This is a genomic window from Flavobacterium sp. LC2016-23 (genome assembly GCF_009674775.1).
GTDB lineage: Bacteria > Bacteroidota > Bacteroidia > Flavobacteriales > Flavobacteriaceae > Flavobacterium.
In genome coordinates this window covers 109,630-134,856 of sequence record NZ_WKKE01000009.1, presented here as the reverse complement: position 1 = coordinate 134,856, position 25,227 = coordinate 109,630, and the positions used below count along the sequence as shown (strand labels likewise).

The window sequence follows — 25,227 nt, the reverse complement described above, 5'->3', positions numbered from 1 at the left end:
AATTATATTATAATTTCGAGATAATATCTTTTTTGAATTTCGCCAAAGTTGCTCTTGTCATTCCAAGATTCGCTTTTGTTGCATCAACCGCCAAATAAATAAAATAGCTTCCATCCTCAGAAACATCAATAATATGAATCTGATCTGTTAGTGTAATTAGGATATCATTGATTTTTTGATCGAGCCCTAAAGCTTTGATAGCGTTTATTTTTGCTTTTACAACTTCTAAATTATAAGCGGATGCTAATTCCGGGTCAAAAGCCGGATTTAAAGAAAGTGAGCAATAAGACATTCCTGTTTCGACCTGAGTTACTGAAACGGCAATAAACCCGTTAATATTCTCTTTTAAATCGTTTTGAAAATTCTGTAAAAAATCTGACATGTTTTAATTGTATTTAATTAATTGTTGAAAACGGTATCCATTCTGCGTAACAGAAGTCCCATTTTACTAATATCTTTAGAAAGCAGCGCAACACAATTATCGTCCGAATTCTTATTTGCTACCACGATACCATCGTTGTTCTTAATCATTACCTGTTTCAAATCTCCATTATTAACATCTTCCGACATTTCCAAACACATCTTTAATATCATCCCTATCATTGCAGCCACATTCCCGTCGTATTCCAGATTAACTGATTCTACCAAAATTCCATCTATATTAAAAACCAATCCGGATTCAGCTCCGGTTTCCGCTACCAGTGTATTTAAATCAATCATATTGCTGTTATAAAAATTTTAAGAATCTTCAAAGATATTTTCAATAAACAGAATTGTACGCTAAACACTTGTTAAAAAAAACAGGATACCTAATTACCTGAATTACTTTTATTTATACTTTAATTTTTGGCTGTTTTTAAAATAAATTCTGCAAAAAAAATTAATAGAAAACAGTGATTTATTGAAAAACCGGACAATCTGTTCAATAAAACTCAAATGATTCGATAAACGTAAAGGAGAAGCAGGTTTACGGGAAGTTTTCCCTAAATTTGCGAAAAATTTATTCAAATGAAAACGGTAGACGAATTACGCTTTGACCTAAATGTAAAACTGATGAAGTTTAGAAGATTTCGTTTTGAGAACGGAAGTATAAACGCTAATGCAACTGAGGAAGAAAAGAAAAAGGGCTTCTTCAAAAAAATATTCAGCTAAAAACGACTTACAAAAAAAGCGGAACTTGTTAGAGAACAATTTCCGCTTTTTTACTTACAGGATGCAACTTACCGTTTTTGCATAGAATGAACCAGGTTGAAATCATGATTACATTTTCACAATTAGGATCCGTAATAATCAGGCCCTGAAATTTTGATTTTTTTACGATCTGTTCATTCACCGATTCAATCATCACGGGCGATAATCGGCTTTACGGTATCTCTGAAAAAACGTTTTTTGAAGATTTAAAAAAAACGTTTTTAATTTAAAAACAGCACCATTCCCTAACGGACAGCCGCTTGATTTTTTTATTTAAAACAGATTAAAGGCATCCGTTTTTCTAAAAAGTGTTTATCCTTTACTTTTTAAACGATAATAAAATCGTCTTTTTACAGCTCAGTGATCTAATTTATTTTTTCCTCGAATGGAATAGCGGGATCAAAAATTTCCTTTAGCAGCAAAGCCACTTGTTCTAAATAACTGCTCAGAATTTCTTTGCTTACTATAAGATCCATTTCTTTCTCTTCCTTAAATCCAAACGGGAGAAATCCTGATTTTAAATTTTTGAAGGAGATAATTCCAACTTCCATAGGAATATCCGTCGCTTCTTCCTCAAACATAAACGCATAGGCCAGGACCTGGATAATTTTATCATTTTTAAGCTCCTGAGTCAATCCATTCCATGATTTCAATACTACATTGGTCTTCTCTACTTTTCCGGTCTTATAATCGATAATTCTTACTTTTCCGTTTCGCAGTTCGATTCTGTCCACATTTCCTTTAATCAAAACCGGAAATGGCAAATCAGGATGACTAAAGTGACGCTCAAATGTTTTTTCTAAAGCAATGATTTTAATGGCATCTCCGTTTACAATCGAATCCAGCTCCATTTTCAGGAAATTCGAAACATTTCGTTTGGCTACTTCAAAAGCCAGAAGATTTCGTCCTTTTTTAATTTCTCCTTCTTTATAAACCAGTTTGAATTGCCTTAACACTTCGTCATCCAACAGTTTAAAACAATTTTTTATATCCGCTTCAGAAATAAATCTGTCCACAAAAGGATCGTACAATGCCTTTAAAGTTTCATGTATAATGGTTCCCAACGTATTTAAGGCAATGTTTTCTTCGACTTCTTCGACTTCACGGATCCGCAGGATTTTCTGAAAATAAAATTCAATCGGATTCCGGATATAACTTGTCAAGGCAGACGGAGAAAAACCAGTCTCTGCAATTTCCTTTAATCGTTCCATAACCGCTTCAGATTTCGGAATCACCATTGGCTTGTATGCCGTTGTTGGCAAAACAGGATTATAAATATCAAAAGTAAGGTTGTGCTTTACTTGCTTTTCGACTTCGAGCTGCGTTATAAAACGACTGCGTTCACCGGCATCTAAACCATCATTTTCGGTATTATAAATCAGATAAATATTCTTTGCCCTTTGCAGCAAATGATAAAAGTGATACGTATAAATAGCATCCTTCTCTTTAAAAGTTGGCAGACCCAGTTCTTTTTTTACATCGTAGGGGATAAATGAATTTTGGGATTTTCCGGCAGGAAATTTCCCCTCGTTCATTGAAGTTACGATTACAGTATCAAAATCCAGCACACGGCTTTCAAGAACTCCCATAATCTGCAATCCTTTTAAAGGTTCTCCTTCAAAAGAAACTTCAGCTACATCAATTACCTGTTTGTAAATCGCATAAAGCGTATCAATATTATCGATATGTTTATGTCTGGAATAGTAATTAATCAGCTTGTTAATTACTTTAAAAATAGCAAAAACAAAAGCTTTGGCTATTTTTTCTTCTTCATTGTCATTACTAAAATTCCCTTTTATAACCAATAGAAGTGTTGAAATATTTTCGAGAACTGCCACCGATCCGTTCTCCCATTTTTGAAAAAGCAATTTAAAAAGATCCGACACATTCGAATTCAGTTCAAACAATCTGTTGTGGGTAATAAAAGTATAATTATTCTCTTTTATAATCTTAACCAGATTCCCGGCATTTGCATAAGGTTCCACTAACGGATGCGTCAAAATATCCAATACATCTTTATAATAAAAAACATAGCTTTCCCCTTTTCTGGAGAGTGCATTCGTATGCATTTTAAATAATTTCGCAATCAGAATCTGCGATGGGTTATTTTTACCTGAATATCCCATAGTAATATTCAAAGCTCCTACCGAAGAAGGCAAAGCGTATAAAACAGGTATCAGTAAATTCTCTTCACCCAAAACAATAGCTACTTTGTCGAGGGAGGTTAAGGGATTTTCAGCTACTATTTTTTCGATAATACTTCCTGCTAATTTAGCCTGGCCAATCGTTTTTGGGGTACCGATAACCTGAATGTTTTTTGATTGTGAAAAGTCATCTACAATCCACTCAAAAGGATTTGATTTATAGTGTTTCCAGTTTTCTTTAAAACGACGTACAAAAAGTCCTGCGTCATGATAGGGGTCGTTGAGAAAAGTCTGATCGACATCCCAATAAATTTTAGCCTGATCTAAGGCTAAAAGATGCTGCACGATTTTTTCTTCGGCTGCGTTTAAGGCATTGAAACCTGCAAAAACAAAATGACGTTCGGAAATTGTATTCGAAAAATGATTTAAATTATTGACCGCTTCCCGATAAATCAATCCCTGATATCCGATACCTTTATGAAGCAAATGATTGTATAAAGACTCATAATAGAGCGGAAGAAGTTTCCAGAAATCAATATAATTCTCTAAAAGTTTCGTTTTATTTTCAACTTCTATACCCCATTTTTTAATGTCTTCAATATCTTTCAGGTAAGACAAAACGTGAGAAGGTTCCAATAAATAGCGATCAATTTCATTAAAGTCCTGCAGAAGTGTTTTTGCCCAATTGGCAAATAACTCAAATGATTGCTGATTTTGTTTTTCTGTAATTGAAAGATACACTTCGTAAAACTCAAATAAAAGTTCAATAGAATCAACAGCCCGAATGGAAGCGACATCCTGTACAAAATCCTCTATACTAATGATATCAGGAGAAAGAATTGTATGCGTAGTTTCTCTTTTCAGAGCTTCAATTAAAAAAACCTTAGCTCTTTTATTGGGCAGGATAATAGTTGTTTCAGCAAGTTTACCTGAATAATCCTGAATTATAACAGTTGCTATTTTTCCGAGAAAAGAAGTATTTATCATTTTATAAAAATAAAAAAAGCCATTCAATTAAGAATGGCTTTTAGAATTTATTTAGAAAGTAAATTACAATTTACCTTCGTATTTAGAACCAATGTGTTTGATTTCAGTTCTTCTGTTTTGTGCTTTACCTGCAGGAGTTTTGTTACTCGCAACTGGTTGAGACTCACCAAAACCTTTAGATACTAAGTTATCAACATTTACTCCTCTTTCGATCAAAGCGTTCATTACAGCAGCAGCTCTGTCTTCAGAAAGTTTTTGGTTCAATTTGTCAGAACCATCGCTATCTGTGTGACCTTCAATGCTGAATTTCGCGTTTGGATAGTTTTTAAGGATTTCTTTAATAGCATCTAATCTAGCTGGAGTTTCTTTGTCTCCTGTTTTGAAAGTAGCTTTACCTGAGTTGAAGTAGATTGCTCTAGCTTGAACTTTAAGGTCTTCTAAAGCCTCAGAAGTAACTTCTGGACAACCTCTGTTACTAGCAGGACCAGCAACTGTAGGACAATCATCATCTTTATCTAGAACACCATCTTTATCAGCGTCTAAGAAAGGACAACCACCGTTTTCTTTTGGACCAGCAACTGTAGGACATTTGTCATCTTTATCAGCAATTCCGTCACCGTCAGCATCTGGACAACCTTTTAAAGCAGCTAAACCAGCAACATCTGGACAAGCATCATCTTTATCAGCAATTCCGTCTCCGTCAGTATCAGGACATCCGTTTAATGCAGCTAAACCAAAAACATCTGGACAAGCGTCAGAAGCATCAACGATTCCGTCTCCGTCAGTATCAGGACATCCGTTGAATTGTTTTAAACCTGCAACGTCCGGACAAGCATCATCTTTATCGTAGATACCATCACCGTCTGTATCTTTACCTCCAAATTTGAAGATAAGACCTGCAGTGTGTTGGAAGTGAGATGGAGCGTCTGGAACACCAGCAGCATCTACTCTGTCTCCAGAAACAGACCATTTGTATTTAGTAGCAAGCTCTAAACCAATAGCGTCAGTAAACCAAAAAGTTAAACCAGCACCTGGGTTAACAGTTCCGTAGCTGCTGTCTCCGAAGAAAACATAACCACCACCAACAGTTAAGGAAGGATCGATTACTTTAGATTTGATTAATTCCTGGAAGCTATATTTGATAGTAGCGTCAACTCCGTAATACATCAAATCACCAGGATTAGTAACAACATTTCCTCTTGCATCATGCCCTGGAGCAGATGGAGCGAAAGTTACAAATTTATCAATTTTGTTCACAGACCCTTGTAAACCTACAGAGAATCCACTTCCAACGTATCTAGACACACCAATGTAAGACAAAGAAGGAAGAATATTCCAGTTGTCTTTCACAGCGAATGCCTGAGAAAAATGTTGATCAAAGAAACCACTTCCTGCATTAGAGCTAGTTCTAGTGTCAACGGCATTAACTCCAAAAGAGATAGCCCATGGATTGTTACTGTCTTGCGCGTGAGAAGCTAGCCCCATCACCATCATTACAGCAACTAAAAGTTTGTTAAGATGTTTCATACTTAATTTTTTTAATTACAATTTAGTTAATTACAAGCAAAAGTAACACCAAAATTTTTAAATACAAAATGAAATGTTAAAAAAAACCTACAAAAATTCAATAAAATGGGAATTATATAACTTTTAACATTTTACCAACTGATACAAAAGCACTTATAGCTTTGTCTAAATGTTCTTTCGTATGTGCTGCAGATAGCTGCACGCGAATTCTGGCCTTCTCTTTCGGAACAACAGGAAAAAAGAAACCGATCACATAAATACCTTGTTTCAAAAGTTCATTTGCCATTGTTTGTGATAATTTTGCGTCGTATAACATCACCGGAACAATTGCCGAATCCCCATCAATAATATCAAATCCGGCATTTTTCATACCTTCTTTAAAGTAGTTTGTATTCCATTCTAATTTATCTCTTAGCGAAGTATCTTTTTCCAGTAATTCAAAAACCTTGATGGAAGCCCCAACAATTGCAGGTGCCAGAGAGTTCGAAAATAAATAAGGTCTTGATCTTTGACGCAGTAATTCAATAATTTCTTTCTTAGCTGTTGTGTAACCTCCCATTGCTCCACCCAGCGCTTTACCAAGTGTACCTGTTATAATATCAACTCTTCCCATAACACCTTTTGCCTCAAGGGTACCCTTACCGGTGGCACCAATAAATCCTGCTGCATGACATTCATCCACCATCACCAAAGCGTCGTATTTATCTGCCAGATCACAGATTTTATCTAACGGAGCTACAACACCATCCATAGAAAAAACACCATCGGTAACAATTAATTTAAAACGTGCACCTGCTTCATTAGCCTTAATTAACTGCTGCTCCAGATCTTCCATATTACTGTTCTCATAGCGATAACGGGCTGCTTTACACAAACGAACGCCATCAATAATAGAAGCATGATTTAAACTATCTGAAATAATAGCATCATTTTCTCCCAGTAATGGTTCAAAAACACCACCATTAGCATCAAAAGCGGCTGCATATAAAATAGTATCCTCTGTACCATAAAAATCAGCAATCTTTTTCTCTAGGGTCTTATGAATATCCTGTGTACCACAAATGAAACGAACAGACGACATTCCAAAACCATGCGTGTCCATAGCATCTTTAGCAGCCTGAACCACTTCAGGATGCGAAGAAAGTCCTAAATAATTATTGGCACAGAAATTTAAAACTTTCTCTCCGGTTGAAATCGTAATTTCAGCATCTTGTGCCGAAGTTATAATACGTTCTTTTTTAAAAATTCCGTTTTCTTCAATAGTCTGCAACTCACTTTGCAAATGATCTTTAATTTTACCGTACATTTTTATTTATTTAATATGTTAAAAATTAACAACTTACGCCAATTAACACTTTAACATCTGATTAATTTCATCACAAATTTACCACATCAACATCTGTTCCTATATACACCAAAGCTCTTTTTAACACTTTGTATCCTAAATCTTCAATAGCATCCTGATATTCCTGAATTTGTCTCGTGTATTTTGCATTACTCACACCAGTTTTATAATCCAAAAGATATGCTTCTTTGTTTTTTTTCAAAACAATACGATCCGGTTTTAAAACTTTACCTTCTTTCTGAACAATCGTCTGCTCATTCAGGATTTTATCATTTCCGTCAAAACACACACTTAATTCCGGATGATTTACAATTTCGCGAAGTGTTGTCAATACCTTTTCGGTCTGATCAAAAGTAATCAGCCCATTTTCGAGTGCTTTTGTAACCGCTAAATCCACCTCTGATTTATCTTTAACAAACGCCAGAATTTCATGAATTACATTTCCGTACGAAATCGCTTCCTGCTGATGCGTGCCCCACATTAAAGCTTCCCGCTGTGCAATTTTTATATTTTTCGGATTTAAAACTTCTGCCACCATTGGAATTACCTTAACCAGATCTGCCATTTTCGTCGGCGGAGAGAGTTTTGTTTTACGTCCAAAATCATATTCTGTTTTTTCCGAATCATAAATGCCTTTATGCATCAAATATTTAATAAAAAAAGAAGCCATGTTATTCGGAAATTCTCCGTCCTTTCGCTCTTTTAAAGATTGCGAAATAACATACAACTGCTCTTCAGCACGTGTCAGGGCCACATATAAAACATTAATATTGTCCAGTAATTCTTCCTGTTTTTTCAAATTAAAAACTGCCGAAGCACTTTCACCAAAACCTTCGACAGCACTACTGTTATCGATCAAAGCTTTTGGCACGCCCAAATCAGCTTCTTCTGTATCCAGCCAAAGCTTATCTTTTGGTTTCCTGTTGTAATCTTCTTCAGCAAAAGGCATGATGACGACAGGAAACTCGAGGCCTTTCGATTTATGAATGGTCATAATGCGGACTGCATTATTTCCTTCCGGGGAAGGAATACTGAATTTCTCCGCATTTTTATCCCAATACCCCAGAAAATCGGCAATACCTGCCTGATTTCTGATGTCGCGCTCCAAAACGATATCCAGAAAAAACTGCACATAGGCATTTCCCTCCGACGGAAGAATGAATTTTGAAATTATAATTTCAACAGCTTCGTACAAAGACTTCTTCCTGATATCTTCAAAAGAAAGTGAAACATCAAACGCTAAAAGCCACTTCTCAAAATCACTTTCGACTCTCTGAGCCATTCCGTTTGCGATAAAATCATGAATCGGAATTTCAATTTCGAGAGTCGTTGCTAAAAAATGCAAAAAATTAGCTTTTGACTCCAAATCAGCACTGTTGTTCAGATATTTCAGCAAATGAACAATCAGTCGGACTTCCGTAGCATTCTGAATCATCAGGGTTTCCGAAGAAAGAAGCGGAATATTCTGTTCTGTCAAATAATTGGCAATGGCAATTCCCTGGTCCCTTTTGCGGGTCAGAACTACGATGTCCTTATATTCAAAACCTTCCTTAACCACTTTTAAAATTGTATTTAAAGTGGCCAGCACATACAAATCGGATTTCTCAACACCCTCTTCTTCATCCGCAAAATCACTTTTTTCTATTATGGGCAGAAATGAAATATTGACATAGCCGCCTTTTTTAGAATTTGGATTCTGAAAGCTATGGTTTTCATATAAATCCTTATAATCTTCATTTGTAAATTCCGTGGAAATTAGTTTAAAGAAAGCATTATTAAAATCAATTACTTCGCTGTAGCTTCTATAATTCGTATTTAAATGTTCCAGTTTTTTATCCGGATTTGCAAAAGGATTTGCTTCTTTACTTAATTCAATAAACTGCTCTGCCTTTCCTCCCCTCCAACGATAAATGGATTGTTTGGGGTCACCAACAATCATAAGCGTTCCTTTATTCCCAAAATCATCCTGACCGGAAAGTGCATTGTCAATTAGCGGGATCAGATTCTGCCATTGCATTTCTGAGGTATCCTGAAATTCATCAATAAAAAAATGACGGTACCGTTCTCCCAAACGCTCATAAATAAATGGTGCCGGCTGATTTTGAATTTCACGATGAATAATGGCGTTGAATTCTGAAATCGACAAAATATTTTGTTCCGACTGGATTTTTGCCAGTTCATTACTGACCGTATTCAGTAAAGAAAGCGGTGTTATGTTTTTGAGAAAGGCTTTGTAAAAATCTCGTTTTTCGAAGTTTTTATAAATCTTATCTAAAGTCAGCAGTAATTCAGGAATAAGATTTTCAATCAGAGCCCGGTCACTTGCTGTTTTATTGATTGCGATATCCTCAAATTCATGAAAAGTTTTATTTCTTGGATTAAATTTTCCATCACGAATACTTTCAAGATGATTTGGAAAAGTTCCTCTTGAAAACGACTTTAAATCAATTCCGTTTTTATCGATTAACTCCAGAACCTGTGTCGCAGACTCCGCATTTTCTTTTTCCAGATCGGAACACAGAACCGACATTTTCTTCTTTATAGCAACAAATTCCTCAATGGATTTGTCCTGAAAATGAGAGATTTCATTCCTGTTGTTTTCATTCAGTACCAATCTTCCGGTTTCAAGAATTTCACGCGAAACATCCCAACTTTTATCGTCGTCGGTTTTTTCCATCGTGAAATCAATCAGCAATTTGGTGAGCGTTTCATCCTGTCCAGCTTGGGCAATAATAGCGTCAACGGCTTCTACCAGTAAATTTTCGGTATCCAGTGTAACCTCAAAAGTCATGGGTAAATTCAGATCATGTGCAAAAGCACGAATTACCTTATGGGTAAATTTATCAATAGTAGAAATATCAAAAGCAGCATAATTATGAATAAGGTGCTTGATAATATTCTGGGATTTTGTTTTGATTTTTATAATCGAAAGACCTGTTTCACGGGACAAATCCTCCATCAAATCCATCGCTTTTGCAGAAGGTTCATCTTTGGTAAATTCAGATAAACTACCGACAATACGGCTTTTCATTTCGTGAACAGCTTTATTCGTAAAAGTTATTGCCAGAATATTACGATAGGCATCATTTTTAGGAGAAGAGAGGATAATTTTAAGATATTCCTTAACGAGAGTATAGGTCTTTCCCGAACCCGCAGATGCATCATAAATAGAAAAAGACGGACTTTGCATAGGTTTGATTTTTGTATCGTAAAAATAGCACAATAAATATTAAATCCCAATAATGTAAAATTCCAAATTCCAATACTTGAAGCGTTCATTGCAGGCAAATATTGGAATTTGGAATTTCAAAAATTTGAAATTTAAAACAACTAGCTGTGTTTCGGAAATGCTCTTTTATTAAATACCAGCAGGATACCAACACCGGTGGAAATTGCCATATCGGCAACATTGAAAATAGCGTTGAAAAACATAAAATGCTTACCTCCAAAGAAAGGCAGCCAGGCTGGCAGATTACCCTCCCAAATCGGAAAATAAAACATATCTACTACGAGACCATGAAACCATGATCCGTATGGAGTTGGAGAAAAAAGTGTTGCCAGATTATGGGTACTGTCGTCAAAAATTACTCCGTAAAAAACAGAATCCAGTATATTTCCGGCTGCACCGGCAAAAATTAAGGCAATAGAAACGATCAGATAAGTAGAATGGCGCTTTTTAATCGCATCAGCCAGCCAGTATCCGATTCCGAATACGGCAAAAATCCTGAAAACGGTCAAAATTAATTTTCCATATTCCCCTGGAATTTTGGTTCCCCAGGCCATTCCTTCATTTTCTATAAAATGAATCCTAAACCAGTCCGCAATAACCACTTCCTCACCTAAGACAAAGTTTGTTTTTACATAAATTTTAGAAAGCTGATCGATTAATAAAACTAAGAATATAAGGAAATACGATTTTCGTAATGACATTTTATGATTTTTTGATGGGCAAAAATAGTAATTTAATCAAAAAGAACGCCCCTTAAGGAGCGTTAATTGTTTTATAATAAAATAAACCGGTCTACGATAACTTGCGACCAGCTTAATAAAGCCTATTTTTTAACACTTGTATTTGCCGGCGTTTTAGGAGCATCGGTAAAAAATTCGGAAATCGATTTAAACAAACCTTTTCCCTCTTTTCCTGCAGCGGATTTTTTAGCTGTATCCTTTGCAATCTGGGATTTCAATTTAACCCTCATTTTCTCGAATTCTTTCATTCTATTTTCAACATCCGAGTTAACATCTTTGAATTTCAACACTTTAGCCATAATGTAAGGTTTTTATAGTAAAAAAATTAAATTATTATTGATCCGGTAATACAATGATACATAAAATATTTTATATTTGTTAGTAAAATTAACAGTTGTTTAGTCAGAATACATCCCAAACTTTAAATAGTTTATCAATATCAACCTATTTTAACAACTCCTTAAATCCTTCCCAAATGAATGAAATCACTACCATCCTGAATGATTTTCTGATTAACACAAAATCTTCATCAGCACTAATTTTAAACGGAAAAGGAAAACTAATCACATCACTGCACCTGGATTACGGGGACAGTGTCGCCGCAATGAGTGCTGCTATTTTATCTATGACTGAAAAATTTCTTTCTGATCTGGATAAAGGTTCCCTAAAACAGTTGTTCTTAAAAACAGCAGAGGGAGTTGTAATTGGAAACAAGATCAGTGGCTCAAACTTTGTAGTGGCCTTTTCAAAAGACGGGAGCAATCTCGGATTATTGATGCGTACAACAGATGAACTTTCGAACGAATTAAGCAAAAATTCCCTATTGAAATAACATAATCTATTAACCACAAACACCACAACATTATGAGTAACGACTTTTTAAACGTTTTTTTAAATGAAATGAAAACCAACGTAAACGGCTTTATTGCTATTGCCGTAACCGAAATTGAATCCGGATTAAGCTTTGGTAATTTAAGTGTAGACCCTTCTTTTGATCCTGAGCTGGCAGCTGCTTACAATCTTGAAGTTGTAAAGGCAAAATTAAATGCCGTGAAAGCCCTTAATTTAAATCAGAATATTGAAGATATCTTAATTACGCTTTCTACACAAATTCACATTATAGACATCTCACCAAATAAAAAATTTATGATTTACCTGGCTGCAGATTCCACTAAGGCCAATTTAGGAATGACAAGAGCTATCCTGAGAAAACATAAATTAGAACTCGAAAAGAATTTAGCCTAATGCCATTTATTATTGCTTAATTAGAACTGACCTCAATCGAGACAGTCCTAATTAAGCAATAGTTTTTCCAGCCGGATAATTACACAAACCCTAAAACAAGGCTTAAGATTTTACATCACCTGACATTTTTATATAAAAAACGCCCCAAAAGGAGCGTTTTATAATTTAGTATATTATCGTTGCAGATTTTTTGCTTCGATACTCATTGTAGCATGAGGTACAATTTTCAGTCTTTCTTTACCTATTAATTTACCTGTTACTTTGCAGATACCATACGTTTTATTTTCTACACGGAATAATGCATTCTTCAGATCACGAATAAACTTTTCCTGTCTGATAGCCAACTGTGAATTCGCTTCTTTTGACATTGTTTCGCTTCCTTCTTCAAAAGCTTTGAAAGTTGGAGAAGTATCATCTGTTCCGTTATTCAAATCATTCATGTAAGCACTTTTTATTAAATCCAGATCGGCTTGTGCTTTTTGTATTTTATTTTGGATTATTTCTTTGAACTCCGCCAAATCGGCGTCAGAGTATCTTGTAATTTCATCTACCATTTTTATATTATTTTGAAATTAATATCATTGTTTTAATATCGTCAAACTCAATTTCTGTGCCGCTTTCCAGCGCATCAGTAAAAATCAAATTATCTGTTAATGTCTCCGACTTTATATAGTCTTCATTTTTTAAAATAGCTTCCTCTAAAAGACCGCTTCTTTTAATTTGTACTTTAATCTTATCAGTAACCTCAAATCCTGAATCTTTACGGATATTCTGAATTCTGTTTACCAATTCTCTCGCAATACCTTCTTTTTTCAAATCTTCGGTGATTGTTATATCAAGCGCAACAGTAATTCCGTTTGAATTTGCAACCAGCCATCCTTCGATATCCTGAGATGTTATTTCGACATCTTCCAGAGATAAAGTTACATTATTTCCAGCAATAACAATATCTAGCGTACCCTGCTTGTCCAGCTCATTGATCTGATCGGAAGAAAAACTTTGTATTTCCTTAGAAATCAAGCCCATATCTTTCCCGAAACGTGGTCCTAAAGTTTTAAAATTAGGTTTAATCTGCTTTACTAAAATACCTGAAGCATCATCTAAAAGCATGATTTCTTTCACGTTTACTTCGGCTTTTATAAGCTCTGAAATCGCTTCGATTTCAACTCTCTGATTCTCGTCAAGCACCGGAATCATTACCTTTTGCAAAGGCTGACGTACTTTGATCATTTCCTTTTTACGGAGTGATAAAACCAAAGATGAGATGGTTTGCGCCTTCTGCATTTTGCTTTCTAACGTTTTATTAACAAAGTTTTCGACAAATTTTGGAAACTCAGCCAAGTGAACACTGGCATAATTCTCAGATCCTGTAGAAATTGTCAAATCGCGGTACAATTTATCCATGAAAAAAGGAGCGATTGGAGCGCTTAATTTACTGATCGTTAGCAGACAGGTATATAATGTCTGGTAAGCCGCAATCTTATCCTGAGCATATTCGCCTTTCCAGAAACGACGACGGCACAAACGAACATACCAGTTACTCAGATTTTCCTGAACGAAGTCAGAAATAGCCCTTGCTGCTTTTGTCGGCTCATAATCTTCATAGCATTCATCAACAAATTTTATTAACGTGTGTAATTCAGACATAATCCACTGATCGATTTCCGGTCTTTCGTTTAACGGGATCTCTGCTTCAGCATATTTAAATCCATCGATATTGGCATATAACGAAAAGAACGAATAGGTGTTGTATAATGTTCCGAAGAATTTACGACGCACCTCAGCAATTCCCTCTAAATCAAATTTCAGGTTGTCCCAGGGATTTGCATTCATGATCATGTACCAGCGGGTGGCATCAGGACCATACTCTTCAATGGTTTTAAAAGGGTCTATCGTATTCCCTTTACTTTTAGACATTTTTATTCCGTCTTTATCCAGAACCAAACCATTGGAAACCACATTTTTATAGGCCACTTTATCAAAAACCAAAGTTCCGATAGCGTGTAAGGTATAAAACCATCCACGGGTCTGATCTACACCTTCTGCGATGAAATTCGCAGGAAAATCTTTATTCTCGTCGATTTTATCTTTATTTTCAAAAGGATAATGCCATTGTGCATAAGGCATTGCACCAGAATCGAACCAGACATCAATCAAATCGCTTTCGCGTTTCATTGGCTGGCCTGAAGCTGAAACTAAAGTAATTCCATCCACTACATTTTTGTGCAAATCAATTAAATCATAATTGGATTCAGACATGTTTCCGATTTCAAAACCTTTAAACGGATTTTCTTTCTGAAAACCGGCTTCGATAGATTTTTCAATCGCATTGTACAATTCTTCAACAGAACCAATAAGAACTTCTTCTTTTTTATCTTCAGTTCTCCAAATTGGCAACGGAATACCCCAATATCTAGAACGAGATAAGTTCCAGTCGTTGGCATTTTTCAGCCAGTTTCCAAAACGTCCCTCACCAGTAGACTTAGGCTTCCAATTGATAGTTTCGTTCAGGTCGAACATTCTATCTTTTACATCGGTTACTTTAATAAACCATGAATCTAGCGGATAATATAATAACGGCTCATCAGTTCTCCAGCTGTGTGGATAACTATGTACGTATTTTTCAACCTTAAAGGCTTTATTTTCTTCTTTTAATCGAATAGCGATTTCCACATCAACAGAACGTTCCGGAGCCTGTCCTTCATCGTAATATTCGTTTTTAACATATTTACCGGCAAGATCTCCTAAATGAGAGGTAAACTTTCCTTGTAAATCTACCAGCGGCACTGCTGTTCCGCTTTCGTCTAAAACCAGCATTGGCGGAATTTCGGGTTTCGCTTCTTTTGCCACTTTAGCATCATCGGCACCGAAAGTCGGAGCAGTATGTACAATTCCTGTTCCGTCTTCTGTCGTAACAAAATCTCCGGCAATTACCCTAAAAGCATTTTCAGCATTTTGATAAGGCAATACATAAGGCAATAATTGCTCATAACGTATTTCAACTAAATCTATACCTTTCGCTTCCGCTAAAATTTTGTACGGAAGCTGTTTGTCGCCGTTTTTCACTTTTGCAAAATCAGCATCGTCTTCACTTGCGAAAAATCCTTTCCCGAATTGTTTTCCCACTAAATTTTTAGCCAAAACAACATTTACAGGTTCGAATGTATACTGATTGAATGTTTTTACTAATACGTAGTCAATTTTTGGACCAACGGTCAAAGCGGTATTCGATGGTAATGTCCATGGTGTTGTCGTCCAGGCCAAAATGTGAATATCTCCAAAACCCTGTAAAAATAAGGGCAATGTTTCCGGTAAAGTTTTGAATTGCGCAACAATCGTAGTATCTGTAACATCTCTGTACGCTCCTGGCTGATTTACTTCGTGAGAAGACAATCCTGTTCCCGCTTTTGGAGAATATGGCTGAATCGTGTATCCTTTGTACAACAAACCTTTATCGTAGATTTGTTTCAAAAGCCACCAAACCGATTCCATATATTTAGGTTTGTACGTCACATACGGATCTTCCATATCAACCCAATACCCCATTTTTTCGGTCAAATCATTCCATACATCAGTATAACGCATAACGGTTTTTTTACACGCTTCGTTATATTCTTCGATAGAAATGGTTTTGCCAATATCTTCTTTTGTGATTCCAAGTTCTTTTTCGGTACCTAATTCTACAGGCAATCCGTGCGTGTCCCAACCGGCTTTTCTTTTTACCTGAAAACCTTTTTGAGTTCTGTATCTGCAAAAAATATCTTTAATTGCACGTGCCATCACGTGGTGAATTCCCGGTAATCCGTTTGCTGAAGGCGGACCTTCAAAAAATACGTAAGGCTCAGCACCTTCGCGAGTTGTTACGCTCTTTTCAAATATATTTTCTTTCTTCCAAAAATCAAGTACTTCTGACGCTACTGTTGGCAAGTCAAGTCCTTTGTATTCAGTAAATTTTGTGCTCATTTTATCCTTTTCTTAATCGAGGTGCGAAAGTAAGGAATTTTGAGTAAAATAGATAAAAGATGACAGAAAAAAGACTGGTATGGCGAAATTTATACTATAATATTCAAGAAATAGTAACGTTTTGCTTGATTTAAGAGAAAACTTCTTTTAAAACTTCCAAAGATTTTGGTTTTTTGAATCCGTCTAAGTGAAAGCTGTAGTAGTCAATCAATATTTTAAGTAGTATTTGCCTTTCAATGACATGAAAAACTTTCTGGTCGTTATCAAATTTTAAATCAATCAGCTTTTTAAACAAAGTGCTTTCATGTTCCGTCAGCGAACCTACACCATGAAAAAGGGTAAAAATCCCGTCATACATTTCAAAAAACGGCAGTTCTATTTCGGAAACATCCGGATAAAACCCTAAATACTTGGTGGTTTCGAGAAGCAGGATTAAATGGAAATTGGAAATCTCATCATGATGATCCAGCCAGGTCAAAGCGGTCTCTAAAAACGTAAAAAGCGATTCGTTTTTTTCTTCTTCCTGAATGGAATAATGAAGCATTTCAGACAGAAACATGACCATAGTGCTTTTTACAATATCGGTATGAATACTTTGAAAGGGAACGGCTGTTTTTATTTCCTTGAAATTTTCCAAAGTTCCCTTGTTTTTATGTACCGCTTCAATTTCGAGAATAGACAACGGCTGGAAATAGGCAATTTTCTGACTGGCTTTCCGGCTCGAAAAAGCATCGCGGACGAAATAAGATTTCAGGCCGTTTGAAAGCGTAAAACATTTTACGATCAGGCTTTTTTCCTGAAATTTTAAGGATGAGATTACGATGGCTTTGGTTTTGACTAACATACAGCCGGAATTTGCTTTTGATTATTCTTTTTAAAACGGTCCAAAAATCTGCGTTCGATTAAAAACCAGGATAAGACAGCAAAGAACAAAGTAATCAAAATTACTGCAATTGCCATTGCAAACGCGTTGTATCTTTCGAATAAATTGTATTGTCGAAACAATTGGATTATCGGAAAATGATAAATATACAGTCCGTAGGTAAAATCGCCATACTTCCCAAAGTGGTTCAGAAACGGAAGATTGTAGGCCATAATGATCACAATACAGCCAAATGCGGCAGGGTAAAATACATCGGTTTGGAGATTTGAAAAATAATAACTCAGTAACATCAAAACCGAAAACATCAAAATTGATTTTTTGAATTTCATAATGAACTCAAAATTGAGAAAAAGTAAAATCCCGGTAACAAAATAAGACAAATACCCTGGCAATTGTTTCGCTAATAAGGGTTTATTAAAATAAGAATCCATTATAAACCAATAGAGTAATGACAGAAAATAAAGACTTACAAGTATCAAAATGGGTCTTTTTGTCTTCTTGATCGCGTAAAAAATCAAAGGCAGAACAATATAAAATCCTTCTTCTACTTTTAAGGTCCACAAAGCGCCATTTACCGCACAAAGAAGATTGCCCTCAAAAAGTCCCGGCAAACAAGGCTGCATGAAATTTAGAAAAACTAAATTCCATCCCAGATATTTATAGGTATTTATATCTGAAAAATAGTCCGCAAAATCATGGCTGCTGAAGAAGGCAAAAATTAAAACTGAAAGAACCACCACCACAACATAGGCCGGTAAAATTCTTTTAGCCCGTTTGAGGAAATACTCTTTTAATGAAGGCGTATTCACAAAACTTTTAGCCACCAGAAAACCACTTATTACAAAGAACCCTTTTATAGCAATTATCGCATTAGAAAAATGGGACAAAAAAGCCAGGTTATTGCTTTGAGAAAGTTCGCAGAGATGTGCCAACAGAATATTTGCGGCAAAGAAAAACCGTAAAAAGTCAAAACAATTTTTAGTATTCATCGCATCAAACTACCTGATAATCATTACTTTTTTGACTTTAGTTTCAACTCCGTCCTGAGCCGATATAAAAATCATATACACTCCGGAAGCCACTTTATACCGGCCAAAAGCAGTGGTATCCCACTCTATTGTTCCGCCTTGCGAAGTCGTTTCGTAAACAAGATTACCTTCAATATCTGTAATTTTTATATTGGCTTTATCCAGCAAACCTGCTACTTTTACCGTTCCTCCATAATTAGGACGCACCGGATTTGGATAGACATAGACCTCATTCAAATTATCATTTGCGGCAGTTGATACTCCTTTAAAAGAAATAAGTCCTTTGTCTGTTGCTATAAAAACTTCTCCCGTGGCACTATTGATATCAATATCATTTATAGTATTACTGGGCAAAGGCGAATTATTTATGGTAAAATGGTATTTGGTTTCCTGACCGTTCGGAGAAACCAGGAAAACACCGGAATCAGCAGTCGCAATCCATTTATTGTTAGATCCGTCGACTACAATATCTGTAATAAATTGCTCGTACAATAATTCCTGTGCTAAGCCATCTTCCAGAATAATGATTGCTTTTGTCGTTAACTGAGGATCTGTCAGGAAACTATTTACATTAGACAGAACCCTTAGTCCCTTTGCGGTTCCAATCCAAAGCTGATTGTTATTATCCGGAGTAGCTACACGTGCATCAATAAAAGGAAGATTTCCGGCATCACTGCCCATTGTAATTTTCTTGAAAACATTTCCTTTTTCATTAAATCCGATAATTCCATTATTATAGGTTGCCATCCATTTTGTTCCGTTTTTATCAATTGACATTCGGCCAAAAGGACAACTTGAAACATTCGTAATGATTGATTTTGTCGAATAAACCTGCCAGTCTCCGTTTGGCTTAAGCATTTTGATTCCGTTATCAACCAGACTGTTATTCATCCATAAATTTCCGATTTTATCAAACACGGTTCCGTTAATCCAGACATCCGGCGTACCCGGAATAGCCTCTAACGAACTATTTCCGGTTCCGTAAAGATAAGAGGGCACCTCTTTCTCAATCTTTAATAAACCGGCATCATAAGACCCTACATATACTTTATTTTCATTATTTGGATCTACCGCTATCCTTACTAACGATTTAGCACCCAGAACTTCCTCATAAGGAATATCCAGCCATTGATCCTGACTGAATTTACTTATCCCATAACTGTCTTTCGGATATGGATTATAGACTCCTGAATAATCTCCAAAAACAGTCCACAACGAATTTGGTGTCGCCTGAAGCGCAAAAATACTATTCCGTAAAGGGCCTTTTGGTGTACTGTTCTCAAAAGCAGAAGCTCCTGAAAGTGTTGACGAGAATAATCCATTCTCAGCCGTGCCAATGTAAATTAAATCTCCAACCGTTGTGGCACAACTAAAAGTCACTTTATCATTCAGCACCTGCGTGTTGCTAATCTGACGGCTCAGGGTCATTTGGTTATTATAAACATAAACCGTATTGGCTGTCGTAATAAATAAATTATGATTTTTAGCCCGCATGTCTACAGCCGTCTGCGGCAGCTGAAAAAATCCGACAAATGTGTTGGAATTATACCTGTGAATGTATCCCGAAGCATTAATTGCAAGAAGCTGCGTATCGAATGTTTCAACACTGGACCAGTCTCCTGAATTCACTACACTCCACTGATTGAAATCAATTAAATTTGCATTTGCAATATCCGCTCTTCTAATTCCGTTTGAAGTTGCCGCATAAATAAACCCGTTAAAAAAAGAAGTTTGTTTTACGCTTATTTCAGCACCATTATCCCCAATAAAATAAGTATCCCCAAATTGCAATGTTTTCAGGTTAAACTGCACAATTCCAAAATCACAAGAGACATACACGATAGCGTTATACTCCATGAAATGATTGATTTTTTTCAGATTAGGGGGTAATTGTTTATTGATAATATCCACTTTTTTTGCAATGCTCCCATCGTTTTCATTGACTACAGTCAGTAAACCGTTTTGATATCCAATTAAAGTTTTTTTAGAAGTCTCACTATAATACAGAGCAGAAATGGTTTGCCCTGAAAGTCCTTCAACAGTAGTAGTTGTTTTAATACTGTTGTTCGTCTGGTTTTTAGAAAAGACGGCATTTTCTGATGCAGCAAAAACAGTTGTTGTACTTTCTGAAATATCTTTTATTTCATTGAATGAAAAATAGCCCTGCCAGGACAATGTGTTTTGTGCAACAGCGAATTGCATGAGCAATAAAAACAAAATATACAAAAAACTTCTCTTCATTATCAAATATGTTCGGATAGACAAATATACTACAAACGTAAGTATTTGAATTTTGTTCCTTTCATAAATAATTCACGTTATTAGGGATCACGAATTTTATTATTTATAAAACATAAAAAAAAATGCCTTCATTCCTCTGAGACGAATGAAGGCATTTATAAAATTGTACTTAAAATTACACTACACCCTGGGCAAGCATAGCATCTGCAACTTTAACGAATCCGGCAATATTAGCTCCTTTTACGTAATTTACGTAACCATCTTCACCAACGCCATATTTTTTACATTGGTTGTGAATTCCAACCATGATATCTTTCAGTCTCAAATCTACTTCTTCACTGGTCCAGTTCAGACGAATTGAATTTTGAGTCATTTCTAATCCGGAGGCAGCAACTCCACCGGCATTTGCAGCTTTACCCGGCGCGAATAATACTTTATTATCTAAAAATAATTTGATAGCATCTAAAGTTGAAGGCATATTTGCAGCTTCCGTCACACACAATACACCATTATCAATTAGTTTTCTTGCATCTTCACCGTTTAGTTCGTTTTGAGTAGCGCAAGGAATAGCAATATCTACTTTTACTTCCCAAGGGCTTTTCCCTTTGTGGAAAACTGCATTTGGATATTTTTTAGTATACACTTCAGCTCTGTTATCACCCGTTGCTCTCATTTCTACCATGTGCTCGATTTTCTCTCCGGAAATTCCTTCTTCATCATAGATATAACCATCAGGTCCGGAAATCGTAACTACTTTCCCTCCCAATTCATTTATTTTTAGCGCTACACCCCACGCAACATTTCCGAAACCTGAAATAGCAACTCTTTTTCCTTTAATTTCATGTCCGATAGTACGCAACATCTGATCCGTGAAATACACAACACCATATCCGGTAGCCTCAGGACGTATCAATGAACCTCCGTAAGCAATTCCTTTTCCGGTTAAAACACCTGTAAATTCATTTCTGATTCTTTTGTACTGACCAAACAGGTATCCGATTTCTCTTGCACCCACACCAATATCTCCGGCGGGAACATCTAAATCAGGACCAATATGACGGCATAATTCCGTCATGAAAGACTGGCAAAAACGCATGATTTCGCCATCCGATTTTCCTTCCGGATCAAAATCAGAACCTCCTTTTCCACCTCCCATAGGAAGTGTTGTAAGACTATTTTTAAAAACTTGTTCAAAAGCAAGAAATTTTAATACAGACAGATTTACCGTATGGTGAAATCTTATTCCGCCTTTATAAGGTCCGATGGCTGAATTCATCTGAATCCTGAAACCTCTGTTAACGATGATTTCTCCATTATCATCTACCCATGGAACCCTGAAAATTATAGAGCGTTCCGGTTCAGCAATCCTAAGAAGTAAGTTTTTTCCATCATACTTTTTTCGCTCTGCAATAAATGGAATTACCGTTTCTGCAAATTCTCTAACGGCTTGAAGAAATTCTGGCTCGTTTGGATTTTTAGACTCTACAAGAGCCATAAATTCATTTATTTTTTGTTCCATTTCTAAATAAATTATTCTAGTAAATTATTTTATTTCTGACTCTTTTAAACTTAGAAAACACGTTTAAGAAAACGTTTTCGTTTTGACACACAAAGATATAGTAAAATGACAATTCAATGTTATTTTTTTTTGTTTCAGTTAACGAATTGTAAATTTTTCAAACAATCCCAAAAATAGCATTTTACAGTTCTAAATTTACATCAAAACAACCGAATTAAAGTTAGCAAATTAAGTATTTTGCTACTTATTTTCTAATAGCACAATATAATATTTTGAATCGTACATGTTTTTTATATATTTGCCAAGATTTGAAAGCCCAAACTCATGCTTAAACCTATAGTACTCACATTATTTGCCTTATTCGGAATCTCCTCAACTACTGCAAATGCTCAATCTATTGCACAAGAAGTAGGAATTATATTCGGCCCCGTATCTTTTCAGTCTGATTATGGACAAAGACACAATTTTGAAACCAATGTCGGAAATACCGGATTTGGTGTAGGAATAGTTCACTTTATCAATTTTTCGGCCAATAATAACCGGGAACATTTCTTTTCTGAACACTTCAAAGTAAGATCGGAATTATCATTCAACAAAACCGATTTAAAACATTTCGGGGAAGCGGTTGACCGAAATCCCCCTAAAGTAACAACAGAACAACTTAAAGCCATGACCGGGAGTTCTACGTTATTAAATCTTGGGACGCAACTGGAATTTTCTCCATTTATGAAAATACATGATTTCGAAAATACCGTTGGCAGCTTTAGTCCTTATGTAAGTTTAGGAGTTCAGGTTAGTTATTATTCGACAAAAGCCGAATCATCATTAGGACCTTTAGGAACTACGCAAGCCACTTATCCAAAATACTTAACTCCGTCAGATGGTCGTGCCTTTGGATTTTCTACGGAAAACGGTGTCGTTCTATCGATTGTAACCGGTGTAGGTGTTCACTATAAATTAGCTGAAATGAGCGATTTAATGTTCGATATCCGTTATCAGGGTTTTAGCTCTGACTGGGTTGACGGATTAAATCCGAACAAAGACAAGTACAAAGAAAACAAGTCTAACGATTCACAAGTATGGTTTAACGTAGGTTATATCTATTATCTGGAGTTCTAGAATTGAGAAAATAATTTATAAAACAAACCCCAACTCTTTCGAATTGGGGTTTTGTTTTTTATGCCAGTGCCTGTTCTAAATCGGCTATTAAATCTTCGGCATCTTCAATTCCAACGCTCAGTCGGACTAAATCATCAGTGATACCCACCTCAGCTCTTTTATCCGCAGGAATAGAAGCGTGTGTCATTAAAGCAGGATGATTTGCCAATGATTCTACCCCACCCAATGATTCTGCCAGGGTAAAAACTTTAAGTTTTTCCAAAAACGAAATTGAATCTTCTTTTTTGCCTGAAGTAAAAGTAAAAGAAACCATTCCTCCAAAAGCTTTCATTTGTTTTTTGGCAATCTCATGAAAAGGATGGCTTGGTAGTCCGGGATAGTAAACCGTTTTAATTTTTGGATGTTTCGTTAAATACTCGACTACTTTTTCTCCATTTTCGCAATGTCTTTGTACTCTCAAAGAAAGCGTCTTGATTCCTCTCAAAACCAAAAAACTATCCATTGGTCCAAGTGTCGCACCGGTTGCAAATTGCTGAAAGTGCAATTGTTCCCCTAAAGCTTCATCTTTTACGATCAAAGCTCCGGCAATAACGTCAGAGTGTCCGCCAAGGTATTTTGTAGCAGAATGCATCACGATATCGGCACCCAGATCAAGAGGCTTTTGCAAATAAGGTGTTGCAAAAGTATTATCGACAGCCAACCAGATTTTATGCGCTTTGGTAATTTTTGAAATTTCCTCAATATCTGCCAGTTTCATTAACGGATTTGTTGGGGTTTCCACCCAGATCAATTTTGTATTTTCATTGATTAAGGACTTCAGTTTTTCAATATCAGTCATATCAACAAAGTGAAACTTGATCCCTGAATCTTTATAAATTCTGGAAAACATTCTATATGTTCCGCCATATAAATCATCCATAGCGATTACTTCGTCTCCGGCTTTAAATCCTCTTAAAATACAATCTGTCGCTGCCAGACCAGAGGAGAAAGCCAATCCGCGGGTACCATTCTCAATACTCGCCAAAGCATTTTCCAATGCTGTACGGGTAGGATTTGCCGCCCTGCTATATTCATAGTCGCCCAATGGCTGACCCGGACTCGTTTGAATATAAGTTGAAGTTTGATAAACAGGAGGCATAACAGCGCCTGTACTTGGATCATGATGCTGACCACCATGTATTACTTTTGTATTGAATTTCATATAGTTACGTTTTTTAAACCTAATTTAACAGTACAAATTTACCGTTTAATTTATTTTAATCCAGCCACAACTTCTTACCTTTGTATATAATTAACATTTTTAGACATGAAACAGTATGCTTTTTTAGTCTTTTTGTTTCTAATATGTATTAGTTGTAACAAAGAGCTTTCATTTGATAATGAAACATTTAAAAAAAAAACCTCCCTTCCCTGCAATAAAGATTGTCCTTATATACTAATCGATATTCCAATTGCAAAAAATAGCGGGATCGTTGCCGACAGCATCAATAAAAAAGTATATTCTGTAGTAAAGGAAATTGTTTATTTTGAAGAAAAACCATTAAAATCATCCGACTATACAACATTAGCTTCGTCATTTATTGCTTCTTATGAAGAAATGCATAAAAAATTCCCGAGTGAAACCTATGGCTGGGAAGCCAAAATTGTTGGTAATATTGAATTTCAGTCGGAACAGATCCTGAATATAAAAATCGATCATTATACTTTTACCGGAGGGGCTCACGGTTATCAGGGCTTCCGCTCTTTATTGTTTGATCCTAAAACCGGAAAAACAATTTTTAACGATCAGATTTTCAAAAACCAAAAACAGTTTAAGGCTTTTGCCGAAAAAGAATTCCGCCTCAAATACAACATACCGGAGAAAGCCAATATTAACGCTACGGGACTAATGTTCGAAAACGACCAGTTTCAGCTGCCGCAGAATATTTTTTATACAGAAGAAGGATTGCTCTTATATTACAACTCCTATGAAGCGGCTTCTTATGCAGAAGGAGCGAAGGAAATCCTGTTTCCCTACGACAAAGTCAGACCCTATTTACGCTACCAATAAAATTTCCTGCTTCGGG

20 protein-coding genes are annotated in these 25,227 nt (G+C 35.9%); 5 read left to right on the top strand and 15 right to left on the bottom strand.

Annotated features, from left to right (window positions below):
• Positions 1–7: 7 nt before the first annotated feature.
• On the bottom strand, positions 8–382 hold the full coding sequence (locus GJU43_RS09500; protein WP_154340530.1) for a hypothetical protein: 375 nt from the start codon (positions 380–382) through the stop codon (positions 8–10).
• Positions 383–399: 17 nt separating this feature from the next.
• Positions 400–720, bottom strand: coding sequence for a roadblock/LC7 domain-containing protein (locus tag GJU43_RS09495; protein ID WP_154340529.1), 321 nt, complete (start codon positions 718–720; stop codon positions 400–402).
• Positions 721–1,008: 288 nt separating this feature from the next.
• Here GJU43_RS09495 and GJU43_RS09490 point away from each other — a divergent pair, with 288 nt between their 5' ends.
• Entirely contained in the window at positions 1,009–1,152 is a 144-nt protein-coding gene (locus GJU43_RS09490; RefSeq protein ID WP_154340528.1) for a hypothetical protein, read from the top strand.
• Positions 1,153–1,556: 404 nt separating this feature from the next.
• On the opposite strand, the gene GJU43_RS09485 is transcribed toward GJU43_RS09490, so the two are convergent.
• From GJU43_RS09485 to GJU43_RS09460, 6 genes are all read right to left on the bottom strand, one after another.
• Entirely contained in the window at positions 1,557–4,322 is a 2,766-nt protein-coding gene (locus tag GJU43_RS09485) for a PD-(D/E)XK nuclease family protein (RefSeq protein WP_154340527.1), read from the bottom strand.
• 63 nt (positions 4,323–4,385) lie between these two features.
• The gene (locus GJU43_RS09480; protein WP_154340526.1) at positions 4,386–5,849 is read right to left on the bottom strand and encodes an OmpA family protein; all 1,464 of its coding nucleotides are present in this window, start codon (positions 5,847–5,849) and stop codon (positions 4,386–4,388) included.
• Positions 5,850–5,961: 112 nt separating this feature from the next.
• On the bottom strand, positions 5,962–7,155 hold the full coding sequence (gene kbl / locus GJU43_RS09475; RefSeq protein ID WP_154340525.1) for a glycine C-acetyltransferase: 1,194 nt from the start codon (positions 7,153–7,155) through the stop codon (positions 5,962–5,964).
• Between the two features lie 70 nt (positions 7,156–7,225).
• The gene (locus GJU43_RS09470) at positions 7,226–10,384 is read right to left on the bottom strand and encodes an exodeoxyribonuclease V subunit beta (protein ID WP_154340524.1); all 3,159 of its coding nucleotides are present in this window, start codon (positions 10,382–10,384) and stop codon (positions 7,226–7,228) included.
• 140 nt (positions 10,385–10,524) lie between these two features.
• Positions 10,525–11,124 (bottom strand): lipoprotein signal peptidase, encoded by a 600-nt coding sequence (locus GJU43_RS09465; RefSeq protein WP_154340523.1) that lies wholly within the window; start codon positions 11,122–11,124, stop codon positions 10,525–10,527.
• A 122-nt stretch (positions 11,125–11,246) separates the two neighbouring features.
• Positions 11,247–11,462 carry a hypothetical protein gene (locus GJU43_RS09460; protein WP_154340522.1) on the bottom strand — a complete coding sequence of 72 codons (216 nt, stop codon included), beginning with the start codon at positions 11,460–11,462 and terminating at the stop codon, positions 11,247–11,249.
• Positions 11,463–11,638: 176 nt separating this feature from the next.
• Between GJU43_RS09460 and GJU43_RS09455 the strand changes: the two genes are divergently transcribed.
• On the top strand, positions 11,639–11,995 hold the full coding sequence (locus tag GJU43_RS09455) for a roadblock/LC7 domain-containing protein (RefSeq protein WP_154340521.1): 357 nt from the start codon (positions 11,639–11,641) through the stop codon (positions 11,993–11,995).
• A 32-nt stretch (positions 11,996–12,027) separates the two neighbouring features.
• Positions 12,028–12,408 carry a hypothetical protein gene (locus GJU43_RS09450; RefSeq protein ID WP_154340520.1) on the top strand — a complete coding sequence of 127 codons (381 nt, stop codon included), beginning with the start codon at positions 12,028–12,030 and terminating at the stop codon, positions 12,406–12,408.
• 173 nt (positions 12,409–12,581) lie between these two features.
• On the opposite strand, the gene GJU43_RS09445 is transcribed toward GJU43_RS09450, so the two are convergent.
• The 6 genes from GJU43_RS09445 to gdhA form a co-directional block, all read right to left on the bottom strand.
• On the bottom strand, positions 12,582–12,962 hold the full coding sequence (locus GJU43_RS09445) for a TraR/DksA C4-type zinc finger protein (RefSeq protein ID WP_035681592.1): 381 nt from the start codon (positions 12,960–12,962) through the stop codon (positions 12,582–12,584).
• Positions 12,963–12,969: 7 nt separating this feature from the next.
• Positions 12,970–16,371 carry an isoleucine--tRNA ligase gene (gene ileS / locus GJU43_RS09440; protein ID WP_154340519.1) on the bottom strand — a complete coding sequence of 1,134 codons (3,402 nt, stop codon included), beginning with the start codon at positions 16,369–16,371 and terminating at the stop codon, positions 12,970–12,972.
• A 130-nt stretch (positions 16,372–16,501) separates the two neighbouring features.
• The gene (gene recO, locus GJU43_RS09435; RefSeq protein ID WP_154340518.1) at positions 16,502–17,215 is read right to left on the bottom strand and encodes a DNA repair protein RecO; all 714 of its coding nucleotides are present in this window, start codon (positions 17,213–17,215) and stop codon (positions 16,502–16,504) included.
• Entirely contained in the window at positions 17,209–18,243 is a 1,035-nt protein-coding gene (locus GJU43_RS09430) for an acyltransferase (RefSeq protein ID WP_154340517.1), read from the bottom strand. The genes recO and GJU43_RS09430 overlap by 7 nt, the downstream gene beginning before the upstream one ends.
• Positions 18,244–18,252: 9 nt before the next feature.
• Positions 18,253–20,523 (bottom strand): T9SS type A sorting domain-containing protein, encoded by a 2,271-nt coding sequence (locus tag GJU43_RS09425; protein WP_154340516.1) that lies wholly within the window; start codon positions 20,521–20,523, stop codon positions 18,253–18,255.
• Between the two features lie 175 nt (positions 20,524–20,698).
• On the bottom strand, positions 20,699–22,042 hold the full coding sequence (gene gdhA, locus GJU43_RS09420; RefSeq protein WP_154340515.1) for an NADP-specific glutamate dehydrogenase: 1,344 nt from the start codon (positions 22,040–22,042) through the stop codon (positions 20,699–20,701).
• Between the two features lie 324 nt (positions 22,043–22,366).
• On the opposite strand from gdhA, the gene GJU43_RS09415 reads away from it, so the two are divergent.
• The gene (locus GJU43_RS09415) at positions 22,367–23,161 is read left to right on the top strand and encodes a glutamate dehydrogenase (RefSeq protein ID WP_154340514.1); all 795 of its coding nucleotides are present in this window, start codon (positions 22,367–22,369) and stop codon (positions 23,159–23,161) included.
• Positions 23,162–23,219: 58 nt separating this feature from the next.
• Here the strand turns inward: GJU43_RS09415 and GJU43_RS09410 are convergent, their stop codons facing one another.
• The gene (locus tag GJU43_RS09410; RefSeq protein WP_154340513.1) at positions 23,220–24,362 is read right to left on the bottom strand and encodes a cystathionine gamma-synthase; all 1,143 of its coding nucleotides are present in this window, start codon (positions 24,360–24,362) and stop codon (positions 23,220–23,222) included.
• Between the two features lie 105 nt (positions 24,363–24,467).
• Between GJU43_RS09410 and GJU43_RS09405 the strand changes: the two genes are divergently transcribed.
• Positions 24,468–25,211, top strand: coding sequence for a DUF3298 and DUF4163 domain-containing protein (locus tag GJU43_RS09405; RefSeq protein ID WP_154340512.1), 744 nt, complete (start codon positions 24,468–24,470; stop codon positions 25,209–25,211).
• The last annotated feature ends 16 nt before the right edge of the window (positions 25,212–25,227 follow it).